The sequence below is a fragment of the Flavobacterium caeni genome, assembly GCF_900101895.1.
Lineage (GTDB): Bacteria > Bacteroidota > Bacteroidia > Flavobacteriales > Flavobacteriaceae > Flavobacterium > Flavobacterium caeni.
Genome location: NZ_FMVF01000006.1, coordinates 26,759 through 42,701, shown reverse-complemented (window position 1 = coordinate 42,701; position 15,943 = coordinate 26,759). Strand labels below are relative to the sequence as shown.

Genomic DNA, 15,943 nt, shown 5'->3' with positions numbered 1-15,943 from the left:
ATGATTGAAACTGGTATAATTTATTGTCTATTATTTATTGCTATTGTTTATTGGGTTATCTTGAGCACTTCGATGTCTTTGTAGTCGGCGTAGGACGAGGTCACCACGCGGTCGCCCGGCTTTAGACCGCCCAAAACTTCGTAATAATCGGGGTTTTCGCGGCCGATTTTGATGGGCTTACGGACGGCTTGGTTCCCGTTGACGGCAAAAATCCATTGCCCCGCGGTTTCGCTGTAGAACTGGCCTTTGGGAACCACGAGCACCTTTTGCTTTTCGGACAGCGTTAGCTTGACGCCAAAACTGAGCCCGCGTTGCAGCACCAGATCGGTCTTGGAAAAAGACAACTCGAGCTGGAAACGGCCGCCCTTGACCTCGGGCAGGACTTTGATGACGGTCACTTCGAGCATTTCGCCTTTGTAATCGATTTGCCCTTTTTGCCCCACGGCAACTTTCTCGAGGTAAAATTCATCGACATCGGCCACGAGCTTGTAACCCTGCATCACATCGATCTTGCCGATGCTTTCGCCCGATGGATATGACTTGCCCAGGATCGGCTCGAACGAAGTCAACACGCCCGATGCCGGCGCGGTAATCAGGAAATTCTTTTTGTTGCTGCGCAGGATCTCGAGGCTTTTCTCCATGGTCGCGATCGAACGGTTGATTTGTGCGATTTGCACTTGGTTCGACTGTTTCTCCTTTTGAATCGCAAGCTGGATGTTGTTGCGGCGTTCGCGCTGGAACCGCAGGTTTTCGTCGATGGCGTGCCATTCGTTGCGCGAAATCACGTCTTTCTCGAACAGTTTTTTGTTCAGATCGTGCAGCCGTTTGGCATCGTTGTAATCGTGTTCGATCGAGAGCAAATCCTGCGTGAGCTGCAATTCCTGGTTGCGGATGTTGAGCTTGCCCACGTTCAAATTGTTCATCTGTTCGATGATGGCCGTTTCCTGCGTCATGTAGTTGAGTTCAGAATTGGGGTTGTAGAGTTTGGCGAGCGCCTGGCCTTTTTCTACACGCGACCCGTTCTCGGCAAAAATCTCCTGCACCGACCCGCCTTCGACAATGTTCACGAGCATCGCGTTGAGCGGTTCGACACGTGCCTGGAACACCATAAAATCCTCGAAATACTCCTCGCTGGCGGTCTTGACCAATATTTCATTCGTCTTGACGTTGAGGCTCTTTTTTTTCGAGAACGACAAGTACGCCATGGTCGCAAAGGCCAAAATTCCGATCGCCGCTAGCGTGGCGAACTTAAATTTTTTACTTTTACTTTTGATTGCGGTATCCATGGGTCTTATCTGTTTTCGGCATGGTCATAAACAATAGCGTGCCAGAAAATAAAAAAGTTTCAAATTGTTGATTTTCAATTTTTTAAATGTTAATAAAAAATAGACCGGTGTCCGATAATGAACAGTTGTTGTCCGCAAACGGACAGTATAATCCATGAGAAAAAAACAAGCGTGTATTGCGGTGGTCGACGACCAGGAAGAAATCCTGTTTGCGGCCAAACTCGTCCTCAAAAAACATTTCGAAACCGTCCTGACCACGAGCGCACCGCGGCAGCTTTACCAATTTTTGGCCGAGCAAACGGTAGATGTGGTGCTGCTCGACATGAACTACCGCATTGGTTTCGAGGACGGACGCGAAGGCATCCACTGGCTCAAGGAAATTACAGCCCATTCGCCGCATACATGCGTGATTTTGATGACGGCATTCGGCAAGATCGAAACCGCCGTCGAAGGCATCAAGGTGGGCGCATTCGATTATGTGCTCAAACCCTGGGAGAACGACAAACTGCTGCAAACCGTAGAAAACGCGCTCGCCGAAAGCCGCAAACGCCAAAAAAAGCCCATCGATTTTGCATCGCAAAAAACCTATTTCATCGGGCAATCGCCCAAGATCAAGCAAGCCTATTTGATGGCCGAAAAGGTGGCCAAGACCGATGCCAACGTGCTTTTGCTGGGCGAAAACGGCACGGGCAAATTCGTGTTCGCGTCGCACATCCACCAACATTCCAACAGAAAAGACCAACCATTTGTTCATGTCGATTTGGGCAGCCTGAGCGAAAATTTGTTCGAGAGCGAACTGTTCGGCTATGCGCGCGGCGCCTTTACCGACGCCAAGGTCGATACCCCGGGGCGCTTCGAAGCGGCTTCGGGCGGGACCATTTTCTTGGACGAAATAGGCAACATCCCATTACACCTGCAATCCAAATTACTGTCGGTTCTGCAAACCAAAACCGTGACGCGTTTGGGCGAGAGCAAGCCGCGGCCGCTCGACGTGCGCATCATTACGGCCACCAACATCGACATTGCGGCCCAGGTCAAGAAAAAGCATTTTCGGGAAGATTTGTTTTACCGCATCAACACCATGGAAATTACGATTCCGCCGCTGCGGGAACGGCAGGGCGACATCAGGGCGATGGCCGAATTCCTGCTCGCGCAAACCGGCGAAAAATACAACAACGCCAAGCTGTCGTTCGATGCGCACAACCTCGAATGGCTCGAGAAATACCCGTGGCCCGGCAACATCCGCGAGATGGAGAACAAAATCGAACGCGCCGTGATCCTGTCGGACGACAACGTGATTTTGGTGTCGCAACTCGATATTTTTGATTTTACGCCAACGGCCACAACCGACGAAAGTATGTTGTCCGACCTCGAGAAAAACGCGATCGAAAAGGCTTTGGCCAAACACGCGGGCAACATCTCCAATACCGCCGAAGAACTCGGCCTGTCACGTGCGGCGCTGTACCGTCGCATGGAAAAATACGATTTAAGGCCATGAAGTTCCACAACGCGTTGTTCCTTCGGATTTTCTGGCTGCTGGCGCTCATCGCTTTGGGCATTGCACTGGTGCTGCGCGCGTATCCGTACAGCGCGGTGTTTACGTTGGTCATTGTGGCCGTCTTCGGTGCAGAACTGTACTTTTACATCCGCAACCGCATGCTGTTTTACGACAAAACGATACTGTCGATCCTGCACAACGATTTTTCGTCGAACTTTCCCGAAAACCTGCGCAAGGGCAATTACGAAAAACTGTTTGAATTGTATGAAACGCTCAAGCGGCGGCAGTTCGAACAGGTATCGCGCGAGCACGTGTACACTTCTATTTTGAACAATGTCGACACAGCCGTGGTAATCCTTCGAAAAAGCGGCAACACGTGGGACATTTTTTTGATGAACGATTATTTTTCGACACTTTTTGGCGTACCCAAATTCAGCCATTGGGATCACTTGCGCGCCAAGCTGCCTACGTTTTGCCAAGAAATCGAAAACAGCGGTTTTGCCGAAATGAAGACCTCGGTAGACATCCGCATCGACGAAAGGGAATTGCAGACCTATTCGATACAGACCTCGAAAACGCAATCCTATGGGCAGGATTATTACGTGATTTTGCTCGATTCGATCCAGAAAGTCATCGAGAAAAAAGAGAAGATGGCGTGGATCAACCTGATGAAAATCATCTCGCACGAACTCATGAACACGCTCACGCCGATTCGGTCGCTGTCGCAAAGCATACAGGACATTGTACGACAAGATTCGCTTGACAAAGACGATCTCGAAGATGTGCGGCAAGGGCTTTCGACCATCGTCAACCGATCGAACCATTTACAGTTTTTTGTCGAGAATTACCGCAAACTTACCATGCTGCCGTCGCCCGAAAAACAACCAACCGACCTCAACCAACTCATCGCCGAATGTTTGCTCGTGATGCAACCGATGCTCAAACAAGACGGCATTTCGGTCCTTAACGAAGTCGATGTACCGCGCGCGGTCCCGGTCGACAAAAAACAAATCGAACAGGTGGTCATCAACCTGCTCACCAACAGCCTGCACGCGCTCAAGGAAAAAGACGAACGCAAGATTTTCCTGACCTCGTCTATGCAAAACGGCCGTGTGTTTTTGACGATATCGGACACCGGAAAAGGCATCGAAAAACAAATCCAGGACAAGATTTTCCTACCATTCTTTACGACAAGAAAAGACGGCGCGGGCATCGGACTCACGTTGTCGAAAAACATCATCGAGGCGCACGGCGGGTACCTGAGTTATACTTCGGACGAGGGCCGGACGGAATTTATCGTGTGTCTGTTGATTTAGTCGGCTTGGGCAGGGTCCCAAAAAAGTTGGTCAAACGCGACAACCTGGTTGTTTTTTACCGCCACCCCTTCGCTCTCCAACAACTGTTGCATCAAATTCGTACCGTCGAAATGGTGCTTGCCTGTAAGCATGCCGATGCGGTTCACGACGCGGTGCGCCGGAACATCTTCCCTTTCGCCGGTGGCATTCATCGCCCAGCCCACCATACGTGCCGAGCGCGCGCTGCCCAACACCTTGGCGATCGCACCGTAAGATGTGACACGGCCGTAGGGGATTTGCCGCGCAATGTCGTACACGCGTTCGAAAAAGTTGTCGTTGTTTGGGTTCTTTGTCTTAACCAAAATAATAGTCGAGTATTTCAAAAAGCGTCAGCACCGAGACGAGCCCCGTGACCGAGCCGATGATGTAATTCATGTTCTTGAGCAAAAACTGCGTGCGCAATTCCATCTTCTTGAAAAAGGCGATGTAGCAATAAAACGCAAAATAAGCGCCGAGCCCCGCCCCCAACACAAAAAGATAAATCTGGATTTTCTCGAAAACGAACAGCTTGTACGACGACAGCATCAGGCTGATGAACACATAAAACGGGATCGGGAAAAAGTTGAGCGACGAGAGCAACATGCCCATAAAAAACCTGCTGCGCTTGCTGTGGAGTTTGATTTCTTTCTTCTCGGGTTTGGCCTTGCGTCCGGCGACAAAAAAATAAATCGTGAGCGCCCCGAAAATGGCCAGTCCTACTTCGCGCAGCAGCACGATCACTTCGGGGTGTTTGTCGAGAAACTTGGCGAACAAAACGGCGATGAGTGCCTGGCAAACCACCACCAGCGACGCCCCGGCCGAAAAGACGAGCGCGGGTGTGCGCCCCTCCTTCAAACCCACTTTGGCGGCCGTCATGTTGATGAGTCCCGGTGGCGTAATCCCGACGGACGACGCCAGGAATCCCAAGAACAGCGGCAGCGCAATATTCATGTCATTTTATTTTAAACCGAATATACGTAATTGCTTTGTTAATTTCCAAATACATTTGCTCGTAGTGCGTCTGGATTCCAGTCACTTCGGGCGGCGCGCCTTCGTTGCGGTAAATGTTGTGGTTGGCGTACAACACCTCGTGCCCCTGCCCGTGCAAAAGCCCCAGCGTGTAGCCGTGCATGAATTCGCTGTCGGTCTTGAGGTGCATGAGCCCGTCTGGTTTGAGGACTTTTTTGTACCGGTGCAGGAAATCTGAATTGGTCATGCGGTGCTTGGTGCGTTTGTATTTGATTTGCGGATCGGGAAACGTGATCCAGATCTCATCGACTTCGCCTTCGGCAAACAAATGGTCGATGAGTTCGATTTGCGACCGCAAAAATGCGGCATTGTTGATCGCGCCATGCTCGGCGGTCTTTGCCCCGCGCCAGAACCGCGCACCCTTGATGTCGACACCTATGAAGTTCTTGTCGGGAAATTGTTGCGCGAGCGCCACGGTATATTCGCCTTTGCCGCAACCGAGTTCGAGCACCAGCGGATGATCGTTCTTGAAAAAATCGGTGCGCCACTTGCCTTTGAGCGCGAATTGCCCCGAAGTCACTTCGTCGCGCGTTGGTTGGATGACATTCGAAAAGGTTTCGTTTTCCCTAAATCTTTTTAGCTTATTTTTACTGCCCACGATAATTTAATGTTTTCGCAAAATTAACGAAATATCCAAGACGACTAATGTTTTTACCTTGCGATCATTTAGACCGAAGATGAGACCTCAGCCTGACCTCAACATCCTCGTGGCCCCGCTCAACTGGGGGCTCGGGCACGCCACGCGTTGCATCCCCATCATCAACGCGCTCCAGCAACAGGGTTTTAATCCGATTTTGGCCTCGGACGGCGTCGCGCTCGACATGCTGCGCAAGGAATTTCCGCATTTGCAAACACTCGAGCTGCCGTCGTATGAAATCGAATATGCCAAGAACGGCGCGAATTTCAAATGGAAGATGTTGTCCAACGTGCCCAAGATGGTCGACGCGATCATGGCCGAAAAAAAAATCGTCAAGCAGTGGGTCAAGCAACACAACCTGAGCGGGATCATTTCGGACAACCGGCTGGGCGTGTTCAGCAAAAAAGTTCCATCGGTGTTCATCACGCACCAACTCAATGTGCTCACGGGCAATACGACCTGGCTTTCGAGCAAGATGCACCGCTACATCATCAAGAAATATGTCGAATGTTGGGTGCCCGATTTCGAGGAAAAACCCAACCTGACGGGAAAACTCGGCCACCTCAAAAAAACCGACGACAAGATCCGTTACATCGGGCCACTGAGTCGGTTCAGGAAACTGGACGTGCCCAAAAAGTACGACCTCATGGCCATAATTTCGGGGCCAGAACCGCAACGCGGCATGCTCGAAAGCCAGCTCCGCGAAGAACTACAGCAATTTGACGGGAACGTTATTTTTATCAGCGGAAAGGTCGAATCCAAGCAAAAAAAGGAACAAATCGGACGTATCACGCACTACAACTTCATGACCACCGAACAGCTGGAACTGGCGTTCAATGAATCGGAGAAAGTATTGTGCCGCTCGGGTTACACGACCGTGATGGATTTGGCGCAGCTCGGTAAAAAATCGTTCTTTATTCCCACGCCAGGGCAATACGAACAAGAATATTTGGCCAAAAAACTCAAACGCGACGGGCTTGTCCCCTATGCCAAGCAGGAAGATTTTCATTTGGGGAATTTGCTCGAAATCGACATTTTCAAAGGGTTGCCCAAAACCAAAACCGACATCCACTGGAAGCAATTGTTCGGTATTTTCGAGAAAGATGTTTTGGTGAAATGACATTTTTTGCCTTTCGGGTAAAATGTATAGATTTTCTGTAGGAAGGGTATTGAAATTTTTCGTAGTTTTTCACTAGTAAGGGCAGGGGGAGTAAGGTTTACCCCTAACAAAGTACGCGCAAACTTGGATACAGGAAATCTGTACTTTTTGTTAAAGTTTTCATCGTCCGCGACAAACAAAACCCGCCTTGGGAAAAATCAAAAAATCGGCCTTCACGCGAACGCCTTTTCCAACGTAAACGAAAACTCCGAACCTTTGCCGTACTGGCTTTCTACATAGATTTTCTCGCCGTGCGCCTCGATGATGTGTTTGACGATCGAGAGCCCGAGCCCCGATCCGCCCGCGTCGCGCGAACCGCTTTGGTCTACGCGGTAAAAACGTTCGAACAGCCGCGGCACGTGCTGTTTTTCGATGCCCACGCCATTGTCGTTGATACGTACGATGATTTTTTTGTCGGTCAAACTCTCGACGCTGACCTCGGTAGACCCCTTGTCCTTGCCGTATTTGATCGAGTTCATGACCAGATTGATTACCACTTGTTCGATCTTCTCGGCATCGGCCCTGACCATGATGGGCTTGTTGTAGCGCATGTCGAACAGCAGCAAGATGTCTTTTTTGGACGCCTCGATCTCGAGCAAATCGAATACTTCCTGGATGAGTTTGACGATGTCGAAATCGGTCAAATCGAGGTTCAAATCGCCTACTTCCAATTTCGAAATCATGTCGAGATCCTGCACGATATGGATGAGCCGCTCTACACCTTTCTCGGCGCGTTCGAGGTATTTCTTGCGTACGGTTTTGTCGGACATGGCCCCATCGAGCAACGTAGAAAGATAGCCCTGAACGGTAAACAACGGCGTCTTGAGCTCGTGCGACACATTGCCCAGAAATTCGCGGCGGTATTCCTCGCGCACCTTGAGCATCTCGATCTCGACTTTTTTGTCGGATGCGAACTTCTTGACTTCGTGCATAAGCGTGGCCATGTCGGTGGTCACGGGCTGCGTCCTAAACGTAGAGGATTCGAGCAGCGAAACGTCGTCGTAGATTTTTTTGACGCGTCGGTAAATGAAGTGCTCGACGCGGTACTGGATCACAAAAAAGGAAAATGCGGCGACCGACACCGCAAAATAAATCAGGAATTCCCATGAAAAAGTCAAGAAAAAATAAAGCAAGATCGCTGCGAGGCCCGTCGAGAAAAGCGTGATGTACAGCGACGACTTGATCGCAAAGCGGTATGTTTTCTTGAACTTTGTTTGCATTAAACTTCAAACTTATAGCCCACGCCTTTGATGGTCTTGAAATAATCGTCGCCGATCTTTTCACGCAGCTTGCGGATGTGTACGTCTATGGTGCGTCCGCCTACGATGACTTCGTTGCCCCAAACCTTGTCGAGGATCTCGTCGCGTTTGAACACTTTGCCCGGCTTTGACGCGAGCAGGTAGAACAATTCAAACTCCTTGCGCGGCAACACGATCTCGGCCTCGTCCTTGATGATTTTGTACTCTTCGCGGTTGATTTCGATACCACCTACATTGAGCGTCTCGGAGTTCTTTCCGTCGTCGTCTTTGAGGCGACGCAACAACGCCTTGACCTTGCTCACGAGCAACTTGGGTTTGATGGGCTTGGTAATGTAATCGTCTGCACCGGCGTCGAAACCGGCCACTTGCGAATAGTCCTCGCTGCGCGCGGTGAGGAACGTGATGATGACGTCTTTGAGTTCGGGGGTTTTGCGGATGGCTTCGGTGGCTTCCATTCCATCCATTTCTGGCATCATGACATCCATTATGATCAATTGCGGATGTTCTTTCTTGGCCTTGGCGATCGCTTCTTTGCCGTTCTCGGCGGTGACAATCTGGTACCCTTCTTGCGAGAGGTTGTAGCCTACGATTTCGAGGATATCCGGCTCGTCGTCGACCAATAAAATCTTGATGTCTTTTTTCTTCATGATAGCGGCATTTGGGTGTAAAAATCTTCAATTGCGCCGTAAATGTAAATATAAAACAATATACGGATTTATCGGTTAACCGTAATTTAATATGTTAACCATTTGGTAATATTTTACCAACCAAATCGTAACGGCGCACTAACACGAACTTTACAGCGCGACCCTTACTTTGCCCCATTCAAAACCTAAACTTTTAAGATGAAAATTCAATTTTTATTTGCCGCCTTGTTTTTGATTTCGGTCTCCTTCGCACAAGAAAAAGGAACCGTAACGGGAACACTGACCGACAAAGAAGCGAACAATGCGACACTGCCCTTTGCCAATGCGGTCATCAAAGGCACGACACTGGGCGTGACAACAGATGCCGACGGCAACTATACCATTGCAGTTCCTGCGGGAACACACACCATCGTATTTAGCTTCCTGGGATATGAGAACGTAGAGGAAACCTTTACGATTGCCGGCGGCGAAACGCGTACGATCAACAAGGCGTTGGGCTCTGGGGCTTATACTTTGCAGGATGTCCAAATCCAGGCCGCCGTCACACGCGAGAAAGAGACGGCCCTACTGTTGGAACAAAAAAAAGCAGTAGAAATCAAGCAAAGCATCGGCGCGCAGGAAATGTCCAGGAAAGGCGTCAGCGATGTCGAAGAAGGCTTGACGAAAATTACCGGAATTGCCAAAGTAGAATCGCGCGGCCTGTTCGTGCGCGGGCTCGAGGACCGATACAACAATCTGTTGATTAATGATTTGCAAGCGCCTTCGAACAGTCCGTTCAAAAAGATCATCCCGCTTGACTTGTTCCCAACCGATATTGTGGGTGTATTGAGTGTGTACAAAACATTCAATCCCAATATCCCGGGTGATTTTGCGGGGGCGACAATCAATGTCGAAACGGCTCAGCCACGCACCAGCATTACCAAACTGGGTGTCGGGTTTGGTTTTACGACGGCCAACAACGGCGAAGATTTCCTTATTTCCGAAGACGCCAACAACACGCAAGGATTTCTTGGTTTGGTGGGCAAGGACCGCGAATTGCCATACTACTATGGCGGGAGGCCGTCCGGAAAGGTCGCCACACCCGATCAATATGCCGAGTCTTCCAAACAAAATTCCTGGAATGTAGACCGCACTTCGAGCCCCATCAACAGCAGCATCACGATGCTCCATGCCGAGAAGTTCAACATTGGCGATACGGGCAAGATCAATTACATCGTTTCGATAAATGGCGACAACAACTACCAGATCAGAAAAGGGGTAGACCGTACGTTCAACCAGGGTCAAGGCAATTATGACAACAATTTGTCTACCTCAAAATACAGCTACAACACTTCCTTTTCCGGACTTGCCGGGATCCGTTACAAATCGAACAGGTTGGGGCTGGCTGTGAATTCGTTCTTCCTGCGTTCTACGTCGAGCATTATCCAGGACCAGTTGGGTTACACCAACAGTTTGTCGAACAATCCCAACATTCTTATACGGGCCAACCAGTTCGAAGAGTCTGAATATTGGAACAACCAATTGCTCGCCGATTATGCAATCACCGAGAATGGCAAGCACAGCGTCAAAGGCGGCATCGCTTATGTCAAAACCTCATTTGGCCAACCCGACCGAAAGTTCATCACCGGCGAAAAAATCAACGACACCGAAATCAATACCACTTATGGCGGCAACAATTTGATCCGCCAATTCCTTGACGTTTCGGGCGACCGCTACTTTTCGTCGATGTTGGAATACAGCCTGAAATTCAACGAAAAGGCCAACGGGAAGTCCAACAAAATTGCGATCGGTTATAATGGTTTCAACAACGAAGAAGTGTCGTCCTATCGTTTCGTTTTCGGAAAACCTCTTGTGTCTACGTCGTATGTGGCAAGCCTCAACGACATCGACGACAGGATCAATCAAGACGTGGCTTCTGGATTGTTGCGCTTTACCGAAGAATCTACGGGCGACTACAAATCGAAGTTGCTGCAAACGGTTAATGCCGGATACCTGAACGCGTTTTTCAACTTTGGCGAAAAATGGGAAATCAATGCCGGATTGCGTGCCGAAAACTCGCTGCGCGAAATCAAATACCGCCAAATCAGCGACGACTTCTCGGCAAAGTACCGAAAGATCGAAAAGGAAAAACTGGACATCTTGCCGTCGGTCAACGTAAAATATGCGTTGAATGACATCAGCAATATTCGCCTGGCGGGATCAAAAACCATTACCAAGCCGGTGTCTATCGAAGTCATGCCCATCCAATACGTCAATCCGGATGGGACCGTCGAACTGGGTAATCCGAACCTTGACAACAGCGACAACCTGAACCTCGATGTGAAATACGAGATTTTCCCGACCAACAAAGAATTGATCGCCGTGGGCGTTTTCGGCAAACAAATCGACAATCCTATCGAACGCGTATTCATCCCTACGGCCAGCAGTGGCGGTCAGATTACCACCTACCAAAATTCGCAAAAGGCAACTTTGTATGGCGCTGAATTTGAATTGTTGCTGCAGCTGAGCCGCATTGCTCCGGCATTTGACGCCTTCTCTTTTGGCTTCAACACCTCCTTGATGCAAACCGAAGTAGAAGTCGACCTGGTCACAAATCCGCTAGAGAACAACGCCAAAAGGGATTTGCAGGGCGCCGCGAACTGGGTGGTCAATGCCGATATCAAATACGATTTCCAATTCAACGAAGAAATGAAAAACACAATTTCGTTTGTTTACGGAGTTTCGGGCGACCGCATCTATGCCGTAGGAACCGCCGGATTGGACAACATTTACGAAAAGCCGTTCCACAAACTAGATTTTGTATGGTCGAGCAAGCTAAGCCAAAACATCGACCTGAAATTGGCGGTAGACAACATCCTCAACCCCACTTTTAAGCGCGAACTGGGCAAAGACAGCAAAGTCAACATCACCGAATCTGACCTGACCGTACGGACGTTCAAGCGGGGGACCGGCTTTTCGCTCAACATCAATTACACGTTCTAAATTACCATAACTATTAAATATTTTAAACACAATTAAAACAGAAATTATGAAAACAAAATTTTTATTGTTGGCCTTTGCCGCGACGCTTTTCCTGAACTCGTGTTCATCGGATGATGATGAGGATGGAATCTACACGCCGCCTGTGGGAAGTGGAGAAATCAGTGGAAACGCCACTTCTAACCAAAATTTTATCAAAGGAAACTACACCTTGAGAGGCGTTTATAAAATCAAGGCCGGCGTAACGGTAACCTTCGACGCGGGTTCTACCATCACTGCAGACGTGACCAACGGCACCGATGCCATCGTAGTGGAAAACGGCGGAAAGTTGATCATGAACGGATCGGCTGCCGAACCAATCGTTTGTACAGAGGTTTCGAAAGTGCCGGGTTCTTGGGGTGGCATCATCATGTACGGCGACGCGCCAATCGTGGGCGCTGCCGGCGTGGGCACCGCAACTGCCGAAGACGGCTTGACCAACGATGCCAATACTGCCTATACTTACGGCGGATCGAACGCCGCACACAACGGTGGTTCATTGCGTTACGTAAGGGTAGAGTATGCCGGTAAAAAAATCACCGATGGAACCAGTGAAATGAACGGGTTTTCGTTCTACTCTGTAGGAACAGGAACCGTTTTGGAAAACCTTGTTTCTTACAAAGGTGCCGATGACGGATTCGAATTCTACGGCGGTACGGTCAGTGCCACCAACCTGATCTCTTACGGAAACTACGACGATTCATTCGACTGGCAAGATGGTTGGAGAGGCCAAAGCAACAGCAACTGGTATGCTTACCAGGTAGGTACCGGAAACTTTGGTATGGAAATCGAGGCCAAAAGCTACAACAACGCCTTTTGGCCGGTAATCAACAACATTACCTTGAAGAGAGCGGCCGGCACCATCACTGAAGGGGGTTCTTCTGCCGCTGAATACGATGCCATCCAGTTCAAGAAACAAGGTAACGGTGCTTTCAGCAACATCTTGATTTCTGGTTACACTACATCGGGTTCGACTGCGGTCCGTATTCAAGACGCCGCCACCAATACCGATCAGGTAAACACGGGTAAAATTAAATTGTTGAACGTACAAATCACCGACGGCACCTCGCAATTTGGCGGTGCTACTGGTTTTACGGTTGACTTTTTGGGAACAAACTACACACTGGGCACTACCACAGGCGCTTCGATTACACCTGGAGCTTGGGCTGTTGTCGACGGTGTGAACTTGTTGCAATAACCTATTTTGAATTAGTTGGAAAAACACCCTTCGGGGTGTTTTTTTTTTACACAAGCCAAACCGAGAGCTTAGTCCAGAAATCGTCGGCATCTACCCGATTTACAGTTTATCTGTAATGAACCTTCTATTAAAAACCGTATTTTGGCGCTAGGGTAGGGGGCAAAGTAGGTATATCCCTAAAAAATTAAATGATAACTCGGATACAGATATTCTGTACATTTTGTTAATTTTTGAACTTTGAAAATCGATGCGATTCGGCACGGCCAACACGCCATTTTGACACTCGTTTTCCCCCAACGCCAATCCCGTGACACCGACATTCATCAATACATCGACTTAATTTGCTGTGCATCGTACTTTTGGCGCAATAATTGAAATTAATTTCATACTTTTACCCAATCAAATAATGCCATGACAAAAAAATACTTATTTCTCACAGCGCTGCTGTTTTGTTGCTTTGCGGTCTCGGTCTCGGCGCAGGAAGGCAAACAAACCATCGACGGTTTGGAATTCTACCCAAACCCGGTTAGCAGTGGAAAGATTTACATTACTTCCAAGTCGCTCGCCGACAAAGAAGTGGCTATTTTTGACGTACTCGGCAAAAAAGTTTTACAGGCCGTGATGAACTCCAAGGAACTCAACATCTCGACGCTGTCGCCGGGTGTCTACATCATCAAGATCCGCGAAGGCGAAGCCACGGCAACCAGAAAACTGATTGTCAAGTAATTTTCGCGTTTTATCCCTTTTAATTTAATATAATTTTTACACGGCTATTTTTCTATCATGGGGAAATAGTCTTATCTTTGTCGCATAAACTAAAACAGAAAAAATGAAAAAACTTTACACTTTATCTTTATTGTTGGTTGGTGCAGCCGCTTCATTCGCACAGCCGATTATTACGGGCATCATGGACGGCGACTGTGCGGGTGGTAATCCAAAAGTATTGGAAATCTACGCGAACGGAACTGTTGACTTTGGTGCTTATTCTGTAGAGAATCAAACCAATGCCACTGCCGGTACTTGGGGACAAACCATGTCTTTGGCGCCACTGGGGTCAAAAACAAATGCTTTTGTGTATGTCGTGCACGGCGATCCTGCTGTTGTTGGGCCGGTATTCGCAGCTGAATTTGCAGGCATCCCTTCGGGCAATGTGATTTACTCAGGTGTTGGCACAGGTGTTCCGCAACCAATGAACGTTAACGGAGACGACCGTTTGAGATTGATCGAAACCGCCAGCACAACGGTAGTAGACCAATTCGGTACTTCTGACACAGACGGAACTGGTCTTGACTGGGAGTATTTGGATTCATGGGCAAAAAGAAACAATGGCACTACTGCAAGTGGCTCAAACTTCAACTCTGCACAGTGGACTTATGGCGGTGTAGCTGCTTTGGATACTTTTGGTACTTGCCAAACTTCAACTGCTTTTTCTGAATTGGTTCCTTTCGGCACTTTTGCTTTGGCTACCAAGCAATTCAACATCGCTGGTTTGAAAGTTTACCCTAACCCGGCAAAAGGCGGTAACTTGTTCATCACTTCAGACAGTAATGAAACCAAGTCTGTAGCCATCTACAACGTATTGGGCAAGCAAGTGTTGACCGCTACGGTAAACAATGCGCCAATCAACGTTTCAAACTTGAGCGCTGGTGTTTACATCGTAAAAGTTACTGAAGCCGGTAAAACCGCTACTAAGAAATTGGTGATCGAGTAATCGAATCCTGATATAATTCAAGAAGCCTCGATTCGTCGGGGCTTTTTTATTTCCTATTTTTGCAAACAAAAACCTTGATTTCCGCAGCCGACATTTTCCCGATCGCATCGCACAAACAGTTCGAAAAGACGGCACTCAAGGTGTTCCGTTTTCAGCACGAACACAATGCGGTGTACCGCGAATTTTGCGATCATTTGAACATCAATGCAGGCGAAGTAAAATCGTTGCGACACATTCCGTTCTTGCCGATACAATTCTTCAAAACACGTGACGTTATTTCCAGCACCAATCCGATCCAGGAAACCTTCACGAGCAGCGGCACGACAGGATCTATCAACAGCCGCCATTTGGTGACCGACGTTTCGCTGTACGAGCAAAGTTATCGCAGCGCTTTTACGCAATTCTACGGCAACATCGAAAATTACGTCGTTCTCGCCTTGCTCCCGTCGTATCTGGAACGCGGCGGCTCGTCGCTGATATACATGGTCGACGATTTGATCAAACGCACCAACAATCCCGACAGCGGATTTTACCTGGGCGACCACGACGGACTCATCGAAAAACTCGTCGCATTAGACAAATCGGGACAAAACATGATCCTGATTGGCGTCACCTATGCCCTACTCGATTTGATCGAAAAACACCAATTCCAACTCCAAAACACCATCGTCATGGAAACCGGCGGCATGAAAGGACGCCGCCGCGAAATGATCCGCGAGGAGTTGCACGCCCAGTTGTGCCAAGGCTTTGGCGTACCGGCCATCCATTCAGAATACGGCATGACCGAACTGTTGTCGCAGGCCTACTCGCTCGGCCACGGCGTGTTCGAATGTCCGAATTGGATGCACATCCTGGTGCGCGATACCGAAGACGCCCTCGCCTATTTACCCGACGGCAAAACGGGCGGGATCAACGTGATCGACTTGGCCAACCTCAATTCTTGCGCATTCATCGCGACGCAGGACTTGGGCAAAAAAAATCCCAACGGCTCGTTTGAAGTGTTGGGACGTTTTGACCATTCGGATATCCGCGGGTGCAATTTGATGGTTCTTTAACCGCAGGAGTCATTTTTACCGTATTCTTTTTACCGCAAGGGACGCCAAGTTTTCCGCAAAGTAAAGAAGGGGCTTTTCTGTGGCTTTGAGGACTTCGCGTAAACTTTGTAAA

General features: G+C 48.9%; 14 protein-coding genes. 8 read left to right on the top strand and 6 right to left on the bottom strand.

What is annotated here, in order from left to right; all coding sequences use genetic code 11:
- Window positions 1-47: 47 nt before the first annotated feature.
- Window positions 48-1,286, bottom strand: coding sequence for an efflux RND transporter periplasmic adaptor subunit (locus tag BLP55_RS07100; RefSeq protein ID WP_139149621.1), 1,239 nt, complete (start codon window positions 1,284-1,286; stop codon window positions 48-50).
- A gap of 154 nt (window positions 1,287-1,440) precedes the next feature.
- On the opposite strand from BLP55_RS07100, the gene BLP55_RS07095 reads away from it, so the two are divergent.
- Window positions 1,441-2,784, top strand: coding sequence for a sigma-54-dependent transcriptional regulator (locus BLP55_RS07095; protein ID WP_091141648.1), 1,344 nt, complete (start codon window positions 1,441-1,443; stop codon window positions 2,782-2,784).
- Window positions 2,781-4,100, top strand: coding sequence for a sensor histidine kinase (locus tag BLP55_RS07090; protein WP_091141647.1), 1,320 nt, complete (start codon window positions 2,781-2,783; stop codon window positions 4,098-4,100). Before BLP55_RS07095 ends, BLP55_RS07090 begins: the two co-directional genes overlap by 4 nt.
- Here BLP55_RS07090 and BLP55_RS07085 read toward each other — a convergent pair.
- The 3 genes from BLP55_RS07085 to trmB are packed head-to-tail and all read right to left on the bottom strand — an operon-like array spanning window position 4,097 to window position 5,745.
- Complete coding sequence (locus tag BLP55_RS07085; protein WP_091141798.1) at window positions 4,097-4,447, bottom strand: MGMT family protein; 351 nt, start codon at window positions 4,445-4,447, stop codon at window positions 4,097-4,099. The genes BLP55_RS07090 and BLP55_RS07085 overlap by 4 nt on opposite strands.
- Window positions 4,434-5,069: a LysE family translocator gene (locus tag BLP55_RS07080; RefSeq protein ID WP_091141646.1), complete on the bottom strand. Its 636-nt coding sequence runs from the start codon at window positions 5,067-5,069 to the stop codon at window positions 4,434-4,436. Before BLP55_RS07080 ends, BLP55_RS07085 begins: the two co-directional genes overlap by 14 nt.
- A 1-nt stretch (window position 5,070) precedes the next feature.
- Window positions 5,071-5,745, bottom strand: coding sequence for a tRNA (guanosine(46)-N7)-methyltransferase TrmB (gene trmB, locus BLP55_RS07075; protein ID WP_091141645.1), 675 nt, complete (start codon window positions 5,743-5,745; stop codon window positions 5,071-5,073).
- 79 nt (window positions 5,746-5,824) lie between these two features.
- Here trmB and BLP55_RS07070 point away from each other — a divergent pair, with 79 nt between their 5' ends.
- Window positions 5,825-6,904, top strand: coding sequence for a glycosyltransferase (locus BLP55_RS07070; RefSeq protein ID WP_091141644.1), 1,080 nt, complete (start codon window positions 5,825-5,827; stop codon window positions 6,902-6,904).
- 212 nt (window positions 6,905-7,116) lie between these two features.
- Here BLP55_RS07070 and BLP55_RS07065 read toward each other — a convergent pair whose 3' ends face one another.
- Together BLP55_RS07065 and BLP55_RS07060 are read right to left on the bottom strand one after the other, a co-directional pair.
- Complete coding sequence (locus tag BLP55_RS07065; RefSeq protein WP_091141643.1) at window positions 7,117-8,163, bottom strand: sensor histidine kinase; 1,047 nt, start codon at window positions 8,161-8,163, stop codon at window positions 7,117-7,119.
- Window positions 8,163-8,849: a response regulator transcription factor gene (locus tag BLP55_RS07060; protein WP_091141642.1), complete on the bottom strand. Its 687-nt coding sequence runs from the start codon at window positions 8,847-8,849 to the stop codon at window positions 8,163-8,165. The genes BLP55_RS07065 and BLP55_RS07060 overlap by 1 nt, the downstream gene beginning before the upstream one ends.
- Before the next feature lie 198 nt (window positions 8,850-9,047).
- Between BLP55_RS07060 and BLP55_RS07055 the strand changes: the two genes are divergently transcribed.
- The 5 genes from BLP55_RS07055 to BLP55_RS07035 all read left to right on the top strand — a co-directional run bounded on the left by BLP55_RS07055 (window position 9,048) and on the right by BLP55_RS07035 (window position 15,831).
- Window positions 9,048-11,831, top strand: a complete 2,784-nt coding sequence (locus tag BLP55_RS07055) for a TonB-dependent receptor (protein ID WP_091141641.1) — start codon at window positions 9,048-9,050, stop codon at window positions 11,829-11,831.
- A gap of 46 nt (window positions 11,832-11,877) precedes the next feature.
- Window positions 11,878-13,065, top strand: coding sequence for a hypothetical protein (locus tag BLP55_RS07050; protein ID WP_091141640.1), 1,188 nt, complete (start codon window positions 11,878-11,880; stop codon window positions 13,063-13,065).
- 411 nt (window positions 13,066-13,476) lie between these two features.
- Window positions 13,477-13,791 (top strand): T9SS type A sorting domain-containing protein, encoded by a 315-nt coding sequence (locus tag BLP55_RS07045; RefSeq protein WP_091141639.1) that lies wholly within the window; start codon window positions 13,477-13,479, stop codon window positions 13,789-13,791.
- Between the two features lie 103 nt (window positions 13,792-13,894).
- A complete protein-coding gene (locus BLP55_RS07040; RefSeq protein WP_091141638.1) occupies window positions 13,895-14,776 on the top strand; it encodes a T9SS type A sorting domain-containing protein in 882 nt (293 codons plus the stop codon).
- 74 nt (window positions 14,777-14,850) lie between these two features.
- Complete coding sequence (locus tag BLP55_RS07035) at window positions 14,851-15,831, top strand: LuxE/PaaK family acyltransferase (RefSeq protein WP_091141797.1); 981 nt, start codon at window positions 14,851-14,853, stop codon at window positions 15,829-15,831.
- The last annotated feature ends 112 nt before the right edge of the window (window positions 15,832-15,943 follow it).

Excerpts from the sequence above, each read along its gene's own strand:
- BLP55_RS07100 (WP_139149621.1), bottom strand. The coding sequence starts at position 1,286 with ATGGATACCGCAATCAAAAGTAAAAGTAAAAAATTTAAGTTCGCCACG.
- BLP55_RS07095 (WP_091141648.1), top strand. The coding sequence starts at position 1,441 with ATGAGAAAAAAACAAGCGTGTATTGCGGTGGTCGACGACCAGGAAGAA.
- BLP55_RS07090 (WP_091141647.1), top strand. The coding sequence starts at position 2,781 with ATGAAGTTCCACAACGCGTTGTTCCTTCGGATTTTCTGGCTGCTGGCG.
- BLP55_RS07080 (WP_091141646.1), bottom strand. The coding sequence starts at position 5,069 with ATGAATATTGCGCTGCCGCTGTTCTTGGGATTCCTGGCGTCGTCCGTC.
- BLP55_RS07070 (WP_091141644.1), top strand. The coding sequence starts at position 5,825 with ATGAGACCTCAGCCTGACCTCAACATCCTCGTGGCCCCGCTCAACTGG.
- BLP55_RS07065 (WP_091141643.1), bottom strand. The coding sequence starts at position 8,163 with ATGCAAACAAAGTTCAAGAAAACATACCGCTTTGCGATCAAGTCGTCG.
- BLP55_RS07060 (WP_091141642.1), bottom strand. The coding sequence starts at position 8,849 with ATGAAGAAAAAAGACATCAAGATTTTATTGGTCGACGACGAGCCGGAT.
- BLP55_RS07055 (WP_091141641.1), top strand. The coding sequence starts at position 9,048 with ATGAAAATTCAATTTTTATTTGCCGCCTTGTTTTTGATTTCGGTCTCC.
- BLP55_RS07050 (WP_091141640.1), top strand. The coding sequence starts at position 11,878 with ATGAAAACAAAATTTTTATTGTTGGCCTTTGCCGCGACGCTTTTCCTG.
- BLP55_RS07045 (WP_091141639.1), top strand. The coding sequence starts at position 13,477 with ATGACAAAAAAATACTTATTTCTCACAGCGCTGCTGTTTTGTTGCTTT.
- BLP55_RS07040 (WP_091141638.1), top strand. The coding sequence starts at position 13,895 with ATGAAAAAACTTTACACTTTATCTTTATTGTTGGTTGGTGCAGCCGCT.